This window comes from Thermus neutrinimicus, from assembly GCF_022760955.1.
Lineage (GTDB): Bacteria > Deinococcota > Deinococci > Deinococcales > Thermaceae > Thermus > Thermus neutrinimicus.
In genome coordinates, this window is record NZ_JAKTNU010000007.1 from 61,231 (window position 1) to 75,343 (window position 14,113).

A 14,113-nucleotide genomic window follows, 5' to 3' on the forward strand; every position below is an offset into this window, starting at 1 on the left:
CATACTTGGGGATCGTGGTGGATCCCCTTTGGTACAAGGATGCGGTCATCTACCAGCTCCACGTGCGCTCCTTCTTTGACGCCAACGACGACGGCTACGGGGACTTCGAGGGCCTAAGGCAAAAGCTTCCCTACCTGGAGGCCTTGGGCGTGAATACCCTCTGGCTCATGCCCTTCTTCCAGTCCCCCCTGCGGGACGACGGGTACGACATCTCCGAGTATTACCAGATCCTGCCCGTCCACGGGACCCTGGAGGATTTCCGGCGTTTCCTGGACGAGGCCCACGAAAGGGGGATGCGGGTGATCGTGGAGCTGGTCCTCAACCACACCTCCATCGACCACCCCTGGTTCCAGGAGGCCAGGAAGCCGGGTAGCCCCTTGCGGGACTTTTACGTGTGGAGCGATACCCCGGAGAAGTACCAGGGGGTAAGGGTCATCTTCCAGGACTTTGAGCCCAGCAACTGGACCTTTGACCCGGTGGCCGGGGCCTACTACTGGCACCGGTTTTACCACCACCAGCCCGACCTCAACTGGGATAACCCCCAGGTGGAAAGGGCCATGCACCAGGTGATGTTCTTTTGGGCCGACATGGGGGTGGACGGTTTCCGCTTGGACGCCATTCCCTACCTCTACGAGCGGGAGGGGACCAGTTGCGAGAACCTTCCCGAGACCATTGAGGCGGTGAAGCGCCTGCGCAAGGCCCTGGAGGAGCGCTATGGTCCCGGCAAGGTCCTTTTGGCCGAGGCCAACATGTGGCCGGAGGAGACCCTCCCCTATTTCGGGGAAGGGGATGGGGTGCACATGGCCTACAACTTCCCCCTGATGCCCCGGATTTTCCTGGCCCTGCGCCGGGAGGACCGGAAGCCCATCGAGGCCATGCTCCAGGAGACGGAGGGCATACCGGAGGCTGCCCAGTGGGCCCTTTTCCTGCGCAACCACGACGAGCTGACCCTGGAGAAGGTTACGGAGGAGGAACGGGAATTCCTCTGGGAGGTCTATGCTCCCGACCCTCGGTACCGGATCAACCTGGGGATCCGCCGCAGGCTCATGCCCCTTCTGGGTGGGGATAGGCGGCGCTTTGAGCTTCTTCACGCCCTCCTCTTCACCCTGAAGGGAAGTCCCATCCTCTACTACGGGGACGAGATCGGCATGGGGGATAACCCTTTCCTGGGAGACCGCAACGGGGTAAGGACCCCCATGCAGTGGTCGGCGGACCGGAATGCGGGCTTTTCCCGCGCCCCCTACCATCGCCTCTTCCTGCCCCCGGTGAGCGAGGGACCTTACAGCTACCACTTTGTCAACGTGGAGGCCCAGCAGGAGAACCCCCACTCCCTCCTTAACTTCGTGCGCCGCTTCCTGGGCATCCGCAACCGGTACGCCAAGGTCTTCGGCCGGGGGGCTTTGCGCCTGTTGCCCGTGGCGAACCGGCGCATCCTGGCGTATGAGAGGGAGTTTGAGGGGGAGAGGATCCTGGTGGTGGCCAACCTCTCCCGCTACACCCAGGCCTTCGACCTGCCCCTGGAAGGATACGAGGGCCTGGTTCCGGTGGAGCTCTTCTCCCAACACCCTTTCCCGCCGGTGGAGGGGTGTTACCGCCTGGCCTTGGGGCCTCATGGCTTTGCCCTTTTCTCCCTAAGGCCCAAGGAGGAGATGGAGCGCCTCCACCTTCCCGACTGGGCATCACCCGGGGAGGAGGTGATGGAGGCCCTCGAGGACCTGCCCTCCGTGCCCCTTTCTGGTGGCGTGGAGAGCCTCTTTGTTGATACCTTGGTGGACGAAGGGGCCCGAGCCTCCTTCCTGAGCGCCCTGGGTAAGGTGCTGGGGGGGCGGGGTTGGCTGGCCTCGAGGCCTGGGAGGGTGGAGCTCAAGGACGCCCTTCGTTTCCAGAAGGATCCCCCCTTGTACCTCACCCTCTTGCGCCTCGAGGGGGAGGGGCTGGTTCAAGAGGTCTTCTTGCCCATTGCCCTGCGCCCGGAAAAGGAGGGGCCTGGGGTTTTTGCCCGGGTGCGGGGAGGGGGATACCTCATCGAGCTGTCTCAGGACCCCGGGTTTTACACCCTCCTCTTAAGGCGGCTGGCCCAGGGATTTGAGGGCCGAAGCCTCAGGGCCCACTACCGGGGCCGTCACAGGGGCCCAGTTCCTGAGGCCCTGGAACTCCTCCGCCCGGGTCTAGCGGCAGGGGAGGGGGTATGGCTCCAGGTGGGGTTGGTCCAGGACGGCGGACTGGACCGCACGGAGCGGATTTTGCCCCACCTGGATCTTCCCTGGATCCTGAAGCCTGGGGGTGGGCTTTATTGGGAACGGGGCCGGGAGCGGCGGGTTCTTGCCCTCACCGGCACCCTCCCTTCCGGTCGGCCCCAGGAGGCCTTCGCCTACGCCCTAAGGCTGGCGGGGGAGGGCCTGGCCCGGCTACGGGACCACCCGGTTGGGGAAGGGGCCTCGGGCCTGATGGCGGATGCCCTCCGGGAGCTCGAGGCCCTGGCCCGGCTCCTGGGGGTGCGGCTTGCCCTTTTGCACCGGGCTTTGCGGGAAGCAGAGGGGGAGGGGGATGGGGTACCCCTCCTGAACCGCGGCCTGGGGGCTTTTGTGGAGGTGGAAGGGGAGGTTTTCCTTCTTGCCCTGGGAAGGGAAGCCAGGGGCCTACCCCTTTGGGACCTGGCCCGGCTGGCCTACGATTTGGAGCGGGCCCTTTATCTGGCCGCCGAGGAGGTCCCCGAGGCGATGGACTGGGTGGCCCTCGCTGCCGACTCCTTTGAGCAAGCCCTCCTCCAGGCCTACCAGGAGGCGGCCCAAGAGGTCTTAGAGGGTTTGGACCGGTTTCCCCAGATAATGCTGGACTTGGCCCAAGACCAGGCCTTGCGGGAGGAGAGGCTGAGCCGGCACAGGGTCCTTGAGCGTTGGCAGGCGAAGGCTAAGGAGTGGGGGGACGGATTCTGAGGGACCTATGGGGGAGCTTACGGTTTTACCTCCACTTCCCCCTTCTCCGCTTGGAACCCCACTTCCTTGTGGGTTCCGTCGCAGAAGGGCTTATTCCGGGAGTGGCCGCAGCGGCAAAGGGCCAGCTTGGCCCTCTCCAGGCGCCTTTCTTCCCCGTTGAGCCGGAAGGGGGTTCCCTCGGGCAGGTCCAACACGTAAGGCCCGTTTTCCCGGAAGCGGAGCTTCATGCCCTCAGGATACCGGGGGTAAAGTGGAGGTATGCTCGGTCCGCAGTACGGAAGGGCGGACCTCGAGGTCCCCTTGAAGACGGTGAAGAACTTCCTCACGGGGAAGGCCCTGGCGCAGCCCGACTCCTACCAGAACCCCGCCTGCCCGGTGGTCTACCCCGGGGAGGAAGGCGGGTACACCCTGGAGGAGGTGCGTTTCCCCATCCACGGCAAGGGAGCCCCCTTTGTCTACTACGGCTTTGGCTGGCCCCGGGAGGGGTTGGCGGAGGCCTTGGGGCTGCGGGCGGAGGTGGCTAGGCTTGCCTGAGGGCTTTTCCCAGGAACTGGAGGAGGCTTTCCAAGGGCGTCTGGCCCGGCTTGCCCCCCACGACCCCTTGGTGCTGGCGGTCTCCGGGGGCGGGGATTCCGTGGCCCTGGCCCATTTGGTGAGGCGGGCGGGGCGGGAGGCGGTGGTGGCCCACCTGGACCACGCCCTCCGCCCGGAAAGCGGGGAGGACCTCCTCTTCGTGAGGGCCCTGGCGGAAAGGCTTGGCTTTCCCTTTTACGCCGAGCGGGTGGAGGTGGCCGGGGTGGCCAGGGAAAGGGGGGAGAACCTGGAGGCAGTGGCCCGGGAGATCCGCTACGCCTTCCTGCACCGGGTGGCCAAGGAGGTGAAGGCCAAGGCCATCCTGACCGCCCACACCCTGGACGACCAGGCGGAAACGGTGCTCCTCAAGCTCCTCCAGGGCACGGCCCGGGGCCTGGGGATCCGGGAAAGGGAGGGGCTTGTGGTCCGGCCCCTTCTGGCCTTCCGCAGGGAGGAGTTAAGGGCGTACCTCCAGGCCCTGGGGGAAACGTGGCGGGAGGATCCCTCCAACCAGGACCTCTCCCGGGATCGCAACTACCTGAGGCTTAGGGTCTTCCCCCTTTTGCAGGAGCGGTTTCCCGGGGCCAAGGAGGCCCTTTCCCGCTTCGCCCGGGTGCGGATGGAGGAGGATGCCCACCTGGAGAGGGAGGCCAAGGCGCGCCTCCTGCCCGATCCCCGCTTCTTCGTGCCCGCCTACCGGGTGGCACCCCTTTTGGAGGCTCCTTTGGCCCTTAGGCGGAGGGCCTTGCGCTCTATCCTGGAAGCCCTGGACCTCCGGCCTGAGGCCCGGTTCATCGCCCTCTTGGAGGAGGCTTTAGGGGGTAGGGTGGCCACCCTGCCCGGCGGCTATACGGCTCGGCGCAAGGGGGGTACCCTTTTCCTCCTTCCCCCCGAGCCCAGGCTGCCCCTGCCCCCCGGGTTCCGCCGCCCCTTGCCAGGGGACCACCTGGCCATGCCCCACGGGAGAAAGCGCTTGGTGGACTTTTTGGCGGAAAAAGGGGTGCCCAAGGAGCTCAAGCCCCTTTGGCCGGTGAGGGCGGAGGGCAAGGAGGTGGTGGAGGTCCTGGGCCTTTACCCCCCTTCCCAGGAGGAAGGGTACATGGCCTTGGCCCTCGAGGAGGCCAGGCAGGCCTTCCAGGAGGGGGAGGTGCCGGTGGGGGCGGTCTTGGTGGTGGGGGGAAAGGTCTTTAGGGCCCACAACCGGGTGGAGGCCAGCCGGGACCCCACGGCCCACGCGGAGATGCTCCTCCTTAGGGAGGTGGGCAAGGAGGCCCGGGGAGGAAGGCTTTATGTGACCCTGGAGCCCTGTCGCATGTGCCACCATGCCCTCAAGGAGGCGGGGGTGGAGGTGGTCTACGGGGTGGAGAACCTGAAGGAGGGGGCCTTAACCCGGTATGGCCAGGGGGAGGGCCTTAGGGGTGGCGTCCTGGAAGGGGAGTGTGCTAAGCTCCTAAAGGGTTTCTTTGCCCGGCTCAGGGAGGGGTGCCGGAGCGGTTGAACGGGCCGGTCTCGAAAACCGGTAGGCCCCGCAAGGGGCCTCGCGGGTTCGAATCCCGCCCCCTCCGCCAAAAGCGGCCTTAGGGCCGCTTTTATGCCACCTGGAACCCCCACCGTCCTCCCAGGATCCCCAGTTCCTGCAAAAGGGCTTCCGCTTCCTCCTTTTCCCGGGGGAACCCGGAAAGAAGCAGGTACAAAAGGCTGGCGAGCTCCCCTAGGACCAGGAAGCCGTACCGCCTTTTTTCCTCCTCCCAAACCCTTTCCATGCGTAGGCGGGCCATGCGCCAGGGGGCGGAGAGGAAATGGCCTTTTCGCAAGCCCGCCTCGGGTTCGCAGAGCCTGGGGTCGCCTTGGGTGAGAAGCCCCCGGCAGGCCAGGGGGCGCCAGGGATAGACGCCGCAGAGGCCCTCTTCCAGAAGAGGGCAGGGGGTGCGGCTTAGGAAAAAGCGGCTTGGGAAACGGGGGTCGTCCTTGCCCTCCCTGAGAAGGGCAAGCCGCCTGGGGCCTTCCCCTAGGAGCCGGGACCTCTGGGGCCCGGTGAGATGGGGAAGGAGGGCTTCGCCCTCCAATCGGGAAAGGGTTACCAGGCCAAAGCAACAGGCAGCACACCCCGCCCGGCAGGAGGGCCGAACCCCCTTTTGGGCCAAGTAGTCGGCCAGATCAGCCTCGAGGGCCAGCCAATGGGCTTCCGCCGGATTCATGGCCGTTTTCGGTAGAGGCCTCGCCGGGGGTCAAAGGGGCAGGCCCTCACCGCCACCTGGGGGCAGTGGCGCCGGAGCGGGGCCACCGGGAGCAAAGCGAGGAGAAGGCCCAAGCCGTCCACAGGGGTTATACTATACCCATGCCGGATCCCGCACCTTTCCTGGAAGCCTTGGAGCCTGGTGTTTCCCCGGGGGTTTCCGCCTGGATCAAGGGGCTTAAGGAGGTAGAGGCTCACCTCCATCGCTGGGCTTTCGACCTTTCCGAGGAGGGCTTTTGGTGGCGGCCCAAGGAGGGGCTGAACCCCATCGGGGGGCTGGTGCGCCACATCACGGGAAGCTCCTTGCGGCTCCTTTCCTACGCCTTCCCCCAGGAGCTTCCCCACTGGGCCAAAAGGGGGCGGGAGTGGGAGCTTCAGGGGGAGCCCGAGGCCAAGGAAGCGGTGCAGGCCCGGTTCCAGGAGGCTTGGGCGCGGCTTTTGTCCGCTTTCCGCGGTTTGCGGGAGGAGGACCTTGCCCAGGAGGTTCCCGTGGGAACCCAGGGCTTGCGGGCCCCTAGGGCGCACATCCTCCACCACCTGGTGGAGCACGCCCAGCACCACGCGGGGCAGATCATCTACGCCCGCAAGCTCCTGGGCTGAGGACTCCTGTCCCTGGGGGATGGCCGTAAGATGTTTCCATGGAACGCGTTGGCCTGCGCGCCTCTCCTAGGCTTACCCTCGAGGCCCTCAAGGAAGCCCTCAAGGGCGTGCGCTTCCCCGAGGCTAAGGTCTACCTCATCACCGACTGGCAGGACCGCCGGCGCCTGGCCCGGTACGCCCTTTTGATCCACGGGGGCAAGAAGGACCTCCTCACCCCCGATGCCTTCGGCCCCGCCTTTCCGGGAGGGGAGGAGGCCCTTTCGGAGCTGGTGGGCCTTTTGCTGGAGCTTGGGGCCAGGAAGTTCTACGAGGCGGTGGTCTCCCCGGGGGAGCTTTCGGGCCTTTTGCACCTGGTACCTGAGGAGCTCCTAAGGCGGATCAACGCCATCGCCAACCCCACCGACCCCGGGATTTACCTGAAAAGGGCGGCTTAGCCGTAGAGGAGCTTAAGCCGGGCAGCCTCCCCTGCAAGGTCGGGGAGGGCCTTTAGGTCTACCCCCGTGGTGTAGCCTCTCTCCTCCAGGTAGGGAAGCACCCTTTCCGTGGGTAGGTTGCCCACCAGCTCATCCCCGGCAAAGGGGCAGCCCCCCACCCCGGCCAAGGCGCCTTCCAACCAGAGGATGCCGGATGCAAGCACCGCTTCCACCTTGGCCAAAACCCCTTCCGGGCGGGCGTGGAGATGGGCGCCCAGGCCCTCGGGGCCGAAGCGGGCCACAGCCTCCCTCAGCACCTCCTGGATGCGGCCTGCCTCCGCCACCCCGTAGGTGTCCGCCAGGGCGATCTCCTTGACCCCAAGGTCCCGTAGCCGGGCGATATCCTCCAAAACCCCCTCCACGCTCCAGGGGTCCCCGTAGGGATTGCCGAAGGCCATGGAGAGGTAGACCACCAGGCCAAGCCTTCCCTTCGTGGCCTCCACCATGGCCTCCACCAGGGGCCAGGATTCCTCCCGGGAGCGGTTGGTGTTTTTTCTCTGGAAAGTCTCCGATAGGGAAAAAGGGTAGCCGATGGCCGTGAGGTTCGGGGCCCTAAGGGCCCTTTCCAGGCCCTTTTCGTTGGCCACGATGGCCAGATAGGTGCGGCCTTGGGGTGGAGGCAAAGCGGCCAAAACCTCCTCGGCATCCGCCATCTGGGGCACCCACTTGGGGGAGACAAAGCTGGTGAGGTCCAGGTGGCGGAAGCCAGCTTCCAGGAGCCGGTTTAAAAAAGCCGCCTTTTCCTGGGTGGGGATGAAGCGGCGGAAGCCCTGCCAGGCATCCCGGGGGCATTCCACGTAGCGGACGGGGAGCTTGGCCATGGCGCTACACCTGGAAGACCCCGGTGCGGAAGGGCTCCCGCTCGGGGTTGAGGGCGCAGGCCTCGAGGGCCCGGATAAGCCACTTCCGGGTCTCGTGGGGGAGGAGGATCCCGTCCACCCAAAGCCGGGCGGCGGCGTACCGTGGGTCTAGGGTTTCCTCGTAGCGGCCCTTGATGCGCTCGTAAAGCTCTTTTAGTTCCTCATCGGAGGGTTCTTTGCCCGCCCGCCTGAGCTTCTCCACCTCCAGCTCCAACAGGGTCTTGGCCGCTTGGGCTCCGCCCATCACCGCGTACTTGGCGCTGGGCCAGGCAAAGATGAACCTGGGGGCATAGGCCTTGCCCGCCAAGGCGTAGTTTCCCGCCCCGAAGGAGCCTCCTAGGATCACGGTGATCTTGGGCACCACGGAGTTGCTCACGGCGTTGACCAGCTTGGCCCCCCGGCGGATGATCCCCGCCTGCTCCGACTCCTTCCCCACCATGAAGCCCGTCACGTCCTGGAGGAAAAGGAGGGGGATGTTCATCTGGTTGACCTCGAGGATAAACCGGGCGGCCTTGTCCGCGGCCTCCGCGTAGATCACCCCGCCCACCTCAATCCGCCCCTTTTTCTTCAGGATGAGGCGCTGGTTGCCCACGATGCCCACGGGGAAGCCCCCAATGCGGGCAAACCCCGTCACCAGGGTTTCCCCATACCCCCCCTTGTACTCCAAAAACTCCGAGCCATCCACCAGGCGGGCGATCACCTCCCGGAGGTCATAGGGGCGGCTGCCGTCGGGGGCGATGAGGCCGTAGAGGTCCTCGGCGGGGTAGAGGGGTTCTTTAGGCTCCTTGCGCCCTTCGGCCCAGGGGGCGAGCCTGGGGGGCGGGTAGAGGGCGATGAGCTGGCGGATCCTTTCGATGGCGGCCTCGTCGTTGGGTTCGTAGAAGTCCACGGTGCCCGAGACCTCAAAGTGCATCCGGGCCCCGCCCAGCTCCTCGCTGGAAACCTCCTGGCCTATGGCCGCCTTCACCAGGGCTGGGCCTGCCAGGTAGAGCCCGCTCCCCTCGGTCATGATGAGGACGTCGGTCATCACGGGAAGATAGGCTCCCCCGGCCACGCAGTTGCCCATGATGGCGGAGATCTGGGGGATGCCCAGGGCGGACATGCGGGCGTTGAGGTAAAAGATGCGGCCAAAGTCATCCTGGTCTGGGAAGACCTCGTCCTGTAGGGGCAGGAAGACCCCAGCGGAGTCCACCAGGTACAGGGTGGGGATGCGGTTTTCCAGGGCGATGGTCTGGGCCCGGATCACCTTCTTGGCGGTGATGGGGAAGAAGGCCCCCGCCTTCACCGTGGCGTCATTGGCGAGGATCATCCAGGTCTGGCCCTGGATCTGCCCGAGGCCGGCGATGACCCCTCCCGCCGGGGCCCCGCCCCACTCCTCGTACATCCCCCAGCCGGCGAAGGCCATGAGCTCGTAGAACTCCGTGCCCGGGTCCAAAAGCCTGGCGATGCGCTCCCGGGCTGTGAGGCGCCCCTTTTTGTGCTGGCGCTCCACCGCCTTGGCCCCGCCCCCTTGGCGCACCCTCTCCAGGCTTTCCCTGAAGTCCCGCACCAGGGCCACCCAGGCGTCCTTGTTGGCCTTGTAAAGGGGGCCTTCCCGTTCCTCCGGACGGAGCTTGCTCTCGAGGCGGCTCGTGGGCTGGCCTAGCATGGCTTTAGTATAACGTTTTTCTGCTTAGCGGGGAAAAAGCGTAGCTTCCTCGGGGGGGCAGGGGGTTTGGGACAGGGCCTTTTGCCGCAAGGCCTGCCTTCTGGCTTCCCCGTCCACCCGTTCGTTTTCCGGGTGGCCGTTATGCCCCCGCACCCAGTGGGGCACCACCCGGTGCCGCTTGAGCTCCACCCTGATGGCCTCCCAGAGGTCCCGGTTCTCCACGGGCTTGCCGTCTGCCTTCCGCATCCCCCTCCTTTCCCAGGCGGGAAGCCACTCCTTTAGGGCCTTTACCAGGTATTGGCTGTCGGAGAAGAGATGCACCTCACAGGGCTCCTTGAGGGCCCTCAGGCCCTGGAGGAGGGCGGTGAGCTCCATGCGGTTGTTGGTGGTGCAGGCATCACCCCCGGAAAGCATCCTTTCGCTCCCCCCATGGCGCAGGAGGGCCGCCCACCCGCCGGGTCCCGGGTTTCCCAGGCAGGCCCCGTCGGTGAAAAGCTCCACCCGCTTCACGACCAGGGAATGGTTTGGTCAGGGAAGACCAGTTCCCGCAGGCGGTAGCCGTCCCCTTGGGGGTGGCGGTAGACCTCGGTCACGGGGGAAGCCCGTACCTCGAGGAGATTCTCCTCTTCCTCGGCCAATAGAGCCTGAAGCCTATTGTCCAGCTGGGTTCCGGTAAAAACGTGCCTGGGTCCAATCGGGCTCGTCTCGCAAACCTCTCCCTCGAGGAGTTCCAGGTGCTTTACCCCCTGGAGGAGGCGTTTAAACCCCTCTACCCCAAAGCGGTGGCGGGTGGCCATGCCCTTATTCTAGGCCCCAGATGGCAGCGGGGGCCAGCTCCACCAGATTCCCCGCCGGGTCACGGGTATAGAGGCTTTTCCCCCGGGGCCAGTCCGCCCACCATACGGGAAACCCTGCCTCCGCCAGCCTCTTAGCCCAAGAGGGAAGCTCCTCCTCCGCCACCTTGAAGGCCACGTGGACGCTACCTTTGGCTCCGTGGGGGGGTAGCTTCTCCTCCTTTTCTGTCTGGTAGGGGTTGAAGACCAGGAAGACCCCCCTCCCCGCCCGGAAGAAGGCGTGGCGCGGGGGTTGGAACTGGAAGCAGGGAAGGCCCAGGACCCCCTCGTAAAAGGCCCGGGCCTTCTCCAGATCCTCAGCGTAGACGGCGGTTTCCAGAACCTCCACTACTTGAGCTTGGCGATGAGGTCGGCCACGGGGATGGCCTCGAGGGTGGTGGTCTTCACGCTTCCCCTGGCCGAGAGGTGGAGCATGGCCCGGGCCACCGCCAAGGCATCCTCCGCCTCCACGATGTTCACGAAGTCATAGGGCCCAAGGACGGCATACTGGGCCACCACCTTGACCCCGAAGTCCCTTTCCAGCTCCTGGTTCACCTGCTTGATGCGCTCGGGGTTTTTCACCAGGGTCTCGGCGCCGTCATCGGTGAGGGTGCTGAGCACTATAAAGGTGGGCATTTTGGCCTCCTTTCCCCCTCAGGATAGCCCCAGGGTTTCTATAGGGCAACCCCGCCTGGGTTTGGACAAAGAGGGGTGGCATCAGGGGGCTTCCAGGTCCACCCCAGCGTAGGCTTCTGCTAGCGGGAGGTTCCCCTCGAGGCAGGGCAGGGGTAGCTCCCCCTCCGTGGTGGCCTGGTAAAGGATCTGTTCCCCCTCGCGCCGGTAGAGTTCAACCCGCCTTTCTTGGGTGTGGACCAGGATATACCCCTGTAAGGAGGGTAGGGAAAGGTAGCGCCAAAGCTTTTCCCGACGGTCAATAGCCTCCGTGGTGGGCGAGAGGACCTCCACCACCAAACAAGGCTCCTCCTCGTAGTAGGGGTTTGCGGGGGGAGGAGCACAGACCACCATCAGGTCCGGATAGTACACGGTCCTCTCGCCCACCTTGAGTTTCATGTCCGCCACAAAGAGCCGGCAACCCCGCCGGCGAGCCAGGGGGCCTAGGACCAGGGCCAGGTTGGTGACCAAAAGGGCATGATCACGGCTGGCCCCGGCCATGGCGTGGAGAAAGCCCTCCACCAACTCGTGCTTGGTTTGGGCCTGGGCCTCCCTATCCAGATATTCTTCCAGGGAAATCGGCCTGAGGGCCTTGGCGGCTTCCCCCATCACTCCCATTCTATGGTGGCTGGGGGTTTGCTGGTGAGGTCGTAGACCACCCGGCCGATCTCCGGCACCCTGCGGGTGATCCGCCGGGCTACCTCGTCCAGGAAGTCCAGGGGCAGCCTGGCCCAGTCGGCGGTCATGAAGTCCTCGGTGGTCACGGCCCGTAGGGCCAGAACGTAGCCGTATTTCCGCTCGTCCCCCGCCACCCCCACGCTCCGCACGGGGGTGAGGACGGCCAGGGCCTGGGCCACCTGGGGATAAAGCCCCCATTCCCGTAGAAGGCTTATGAAAATGTCGTCAGCCCGCCGGAGGATGTCCAGTTTTTCCCCCGTGACTTCGCCTAGGATGCGCACCGCCAGGCCCGGCCCCGGGAAGGGGTGGCGCAGGCGGATGGGGTCGGGAAGGCCGAGGAGCAGGGCCAGTTCCCGCACCTCGTCCTTGAAGAGGAGGCGGAAGGGTTCCAAGAGCTCAAACTTCAAGTCTTCGGGAAGACCCCCCACGTTGTGGTGGCTTTTGATCTTGGCGGCGCCTGGCTCGCCTGCGGACTCGATGACGTCGGGGTAAAGGGTCCCCTGGGCCAGGAAGCGGAAAGGGCCTGCTTCCCGGGCCACCTGGGCGAAGACCTCCACGAACTCCCGGCCGATGATCCTGCGCTTTTCCTCAGGATCTTCTACCCCTTTTAGGGCCTTCAGGAAGCGCTCCCTGGCGTCCACCACCCGGAGGTTTACCCCAAGGGCCCTAAGGGCCCCTTCCACCTCCTCCCGTTCCCCCAGGCGCAGGAGGCCGTGGTCCACGAAGACCGCCAGGTGGTCCACCCCGGCCTTGGCCAGGAGGAGGGCCAGGGTGCTGGAGTCCACCCCCCCGGAGACCGCCAGGAGCACCCGGTCCTTTCCCACCCTTTCCCGGACCTCCTGGACCAGGCTTTCCAGGACCTGCTCCGGGGTCCAGTCCCGATTTACCCCGGCGATTTCCAGGAAGTTTTCCAGGATCTGCATCCCCTTGGGAGTGTGGGCCACCTCGGGATGGAACTGGACGGCAAAGGTCCTGCCGCCTGGGGCCTCCATGGCCGCCACGGGGTTTTCCTCGGTCTCCGCCACCACCCGCCACCCAGGGGGAAGCTCGGTCACGGCGTCTTGGTGGCTCATCCAGACCTGGACCTCGCCCTCCAGGCCCTTAAAGAGGGGGCCCTGGTAGCGGGTGAGGAGGGCCTTGCCGTACTCTGCCCGTCCCGCGCGCTCCACCTTTCCCCCGCGCTCCTGGGCAAGAAGTTGCATCCCGTAGCAGATGCCGAGGGTGGGAAGGCCTAGGGTAAGCACCCGGGGGTCGGGGCGGGGGGCGTTGGGGTCAAAGACGCTTTTAGGTCCCCCGGAGAGGATGAGGGCCTGGGGCTTGTGCTTAAGGATTTCCTCCAGGCTTGCCGTTCCCGGCAGGATCAAGGAGAAGGCCCTTAGCTCGCGAAGCCTTCTGGCGATGAGGCGGGTGTACTGGGAGCCGAAGTCCAGGACCAGGACCATGGAAGCCAGTCTAGCAGGGTAGGATAGACCCATGGCCGAGGTGGAAAGCTTTGCCCTGGACCACACCAAGGTGAAGGCTCCCTATGTCCGCTTGGCGGGGAGGAAAACGGTGGGAAGTGGCCTGGTGGAGAAGTATGACCTACGCTTGGCCCAGCCCAACCGGGAGGCCATCCCCACGGGGGCTTTGCACACCTTGGAGCACCTTCTCGCGGGTTACCTTCGCGACCACCTGGAAGGGGTCATAGACCTTTCCCCCATGGGTTGCCGCACGGGGTTTTACCTGGTGGTGGAAGGCCCCTTGGAGGAGGAAAGGGTCCTGGTGGCCTTTGAGCGGGCCCTAAGGGATGTTCTCCTGCACGAGGGGCCCATTCCCGGGGCCAGCTTTAGGGAGTGCGGCAACTATCGCGATCACGACCTCCAAGGGGCAAAAGCCTGGGCGGGGAAGGTGCTGAGGGAGGGGCTGAAGGTTCAGGCCACCCTTCCCCTGGAGGAAAGGTGATCGCCTTCTTTGCGGCGGAGCTCGAGGAAGCGGAGGCCTTAAGGGATGCCTTGGATGCCAGGGAGGCCCTCGAGGCCCCCTTTCCCCTCCACCGGGCCCCCGGGGTGCTGGTGGCGGAAACCGGGGTGGGGAAGGTGGCGGCGGCCTTGGCCGTGGCCCACATCCTTACCCGCTTTGCCCCAAAGGAGAGCTTTTTCCTGGGGGTAGCGGGGGGGTTGGACCCCTCCCTTCGTGCCCTGGACCTCCTTTTGGCCGAGAGGGCGGTGCAGTGGGATGTGGACCTGACCCCCTTTGGTCGGGAACCGGGGGAGACGGCTTTTGGGGTGCGCTTTTTCCCCTCGGACCCTGGTCTCGTTGCCCGGGCCGAGGTGGCGGCTTCCGCCTTGGGCTTTCCCTTCCGAAGAGGGGTGGTGGCCACGGGGGACCGGTTTCTGGCGGACAGGGAGGAGGCCAGGAGGCTGGCCCAGCTCCACGGGGCCCAGGCGGTGGAGATGGAAGGGGCCGCGGCCCTCATGGTGGCCTGGCGCTTCCGGCATCCCATGGCCTTGATCCGCGCTGTGACCGACGGGGCAGGCGAGGAGGCGGCTAGGGATTTCCGGGCGTTTTTGGCGGAGGCCTCGAGGCGGCTTGGCCTCCTGGCCCGGGCCCTTTTGGCATACTGAA

The 14,113-nt window shown here is 65.7% G+C and carries 17 protein-coding genes and 1 tRNA gene; 8 read left to right on the top strand and 10 right to left on the bottom strand.

The features are described 5' to 3' along the window. The first annotated feature begins 14 nt into the window (after positions 1-14). Positions 15-2,936 (top strand): maltose alpha-D-glucosyltransferase, encoded by a 2,922-nt coding sequence (treS, locus tag L0C59_RS06100; RefSeq protein WP_243090380.1) that lies wholly within the window; start codon positions 15-17, stop codon positions 2,934-2,936. A gap of 17 nt (positions 2,937-2,953) precedes the next feature. On the opposite strand, the gene L0C59_RS06105 is transcribed toward treS, so the two are convergent. Further along, entirely contained in the window at positions 2,954-3,163 is a 210-nt protein-coding gene (locus L0C59_RS06105; RefSeq protein WP_243090382.1) for a CDGSH iron-sulfur domain-containing protein, read from the bottom strand. 31 nt (positions 3,164-3,194) lie between these two features. Between L0C59_RS06105 and L0C59_RS06110 the strand changes: the two genes are divergently transcribed. From L0C59_RS06110 to L0C59_RS06120, 3 genes are all read left to right on the top strand, one after another. Then, positions 3,195-3,470 carry a hypothetical protein gene (locus L0C59_RS06110; protein ID WP_243090384.1) on the top strand — a complete coding sequence of 92 codons (276 nt, stop codon included), beginning with the start codon at positions 3,195-3,197 and terminating at the stop codon, positions 3,468-3,470. Next, on the top strand, positions 3,463-5,007 hold the full coding sequence (tilS, locus tag L0C59_RS06115; RefSeq protein WP_423247924.1) for a tRNA lysidine(34) synthetase TilS: 1,545 nt from the start codon (positions 3,463-3,465) through the stop codon (positions 5,005-5,007). Before L0C59_RS06110 ends, tilS begins: the two co-directional genes overlap by 8 nt. After that, a tRNA-Ser gene (locus tag L0C59_RS06120) sits at positions 4,986-5,077 on the top strand. The genes tilS and L0C59_RS06120 overlap by 22 nt, the downstream gene beginning before the upstream one ends. 21 nt (positions 5,078-5,098) lie before the next feature. Here L0C59_RS06120 and L0C59_RS06125 read toward each other — a convergent pair. Beyond that, positions 5,099-5,707, bottom strand: coding sequence for a YkgJ family cysteine cluster protein (locus tag L0C59_RS06125; RefSeq protein WP_243090385.1), 609 nt, complete (start codon positions 5,705-5,707; stop codon positions 5,099-5,101). A 140-nt stretch (positions 5,708-5,847) separates the two neighbouring features. On the opposite strand from L0C59_RS06125, the gene L0C59_RS06130 reads away from it, so the two are divergent. Both L0C59_RS06130 and L0C59_RS06135 read left to right on the top strand, forming a co-directional pair. Continuing rightward, positions 5,848-6,345: a DinB family protein gene (locus L0C59_RS06130; RefSeq protein ID WP_243090386.1), complete on the top strand. Its 498-nt coding sequence runs from the start codon at positions 5,848-5,850 to the stop codon at positions 6,343-6,345. A 38-nt stretch (positions 6,346-6,383) separates the two neighbouring features. Continuing rightward, the gene (locus L0C59_RS06135) at positions 6,384-6,779 is read left to right on the top strand and encodes a DUF3197 domain-containing protein (protein ID WP_243090388.1); all 396 of its coding nucleotides are present in this window, start codon (positions 6,384-6,386) and stop codon (positions 6,777-6,779) included. Here L0C59_RS06135 and L0C59_RS06140 read toward each other — a convergent pair. The 8 genes from L0C59_RS06140 to guaA form a co-directional block, all read right to left on the bottom strand. Continuing rightward, complete coding sequence (locus L0C59_RS06140; RefSeq protein WP_243090390.1) at positions 6,776-7,639, bottom strand: hydroxymethylglutaryl-CoA lyase; 864 nt, start codon at positions 7,637-7,639, stop codon at positions 6,776-6,778. The genes L0C59_RS06135 and L0C59_RS06140 overlap by 4 nt on opposite strands. Positions 7,640-7,643: 4 nt before the next feature. Beyond that, the gene (locus L0C59_RS06145) at positions 7,644-9,326 is read right to left on the bottom strand and encodes an acyl-CoA carboxylase subunit beta (protein ID WP_243090391.1); all 1,683 of its coding nucleotides are present in this window, start codon (positions 9,324-9,326) and stop codon (positions 7,644-7,646) included. 24 nt (positions 9,327-9,350) lie between these two features. Next, positions 9,351-9,836: a ribonuclease HI gene (gene rnhA / locus L0C59_RS06150; RefSeq protein WP_243090392.1), complete on the bottom strand. Its 486-nt coding sequence runs from the start codon at positions 9,834-9,836 to the stop codon at positions 9,351-9,353. Further along, positions 9,833-10,123, bottom strand: coding sequence for a hypothetical protein (locus L0C59_RS06155; protein WP_243090393.1), 291 nt, complete (start codon positions 10,121-10,123; stop codon positions 9,833-9,835). Before L0C59_RS06155 ends, rnhA begins: the two co-directional genes overlap by 4 nt. Positions 10,124-10,127: 4 nt before the next feature. Then, positions 10,128-10,508 (bottom strand): VOC family protein, encoded by a 381-nt coding sequence (locus L0C59_RS06160; RefSeq protein ID WP_243090394.1) that lies wholly within the window; start codon positions 10,506-10,508, stop codon positions 10,128-10,130. Beyond that, a complete protein-coding gene (locus L0C59_RS06165; protein WP_243090395.1) occupies positions 10,508-10,795 on the bottom strand; it encodes a glutamine synthetase/cystathionine beta-lyase binding protein in 288 nt (95 codons plus the stop codon). The genes L0C59_RS06160 and L0C59_RS06165 overlap by 1 nt, the downstream gene beginning before the upstream one ends. A gap of 81 nt (positions 10,796-10,876) precedes the next feature. After that, complete coding sequence (locus L0C59_RS06170; RefSeq protein WP_243090396.1) at positions 10,877-11,440, bottom strand: Uma2 family endonuclease; 564 nt, start codon at positions 11,438-11,440, stop codon at positions 10,877-10,879. Beyond that, the gene (guaA, locus tag L0C59_RS06175) at positions 11,440-12,951 is read right to left on the bottom strand and encodes a glutamine-hydrolyzing GMP synthase (RefSeq protein WP_243090397.1); all 1,512 of its coding nucleotides are present in this window, start codon (positions 12,949-12,951) and stop codon (positions 11,440-11,442) included. Before guaA ends, L0C59_RS06170 begins: the two co-directional genes overlap by 1 nt. 31 nt (positions 12,952-12,982) lie before the next feature. On the opposite strand from guaA, the gene L0C59_RS06180 reads away from it, so the two are divergent. Further along, positions 12,983-13,450, top strand: coding sequence for an S-ribosylhomocysteine lyase (locus L0C59_RS06180; RefSeq protein WP_243090398.1), 468 nt, complete (start codon positions 12,983-12,985; stop codon positions 13,448-13,450). Next, positions 13,447-14,112, top strand: a complete 666-nt coding sequence (gene mtnN / locus L0C59_RS06185; RefSeq protein ID WP_243090399.1) for a 5'-methylthioadenosine/S-adenosylhomocysteine nucleosidase — start codon at positions 13,447-13,449, stop codon at positions 14,110-14,112. Before L0C59_RS06180 ends, mtnN begins: the two co-directional genes overlap by 4 nt. The last annotated feature ends 1 nt before the right edge of the window (position 14,113 follow it).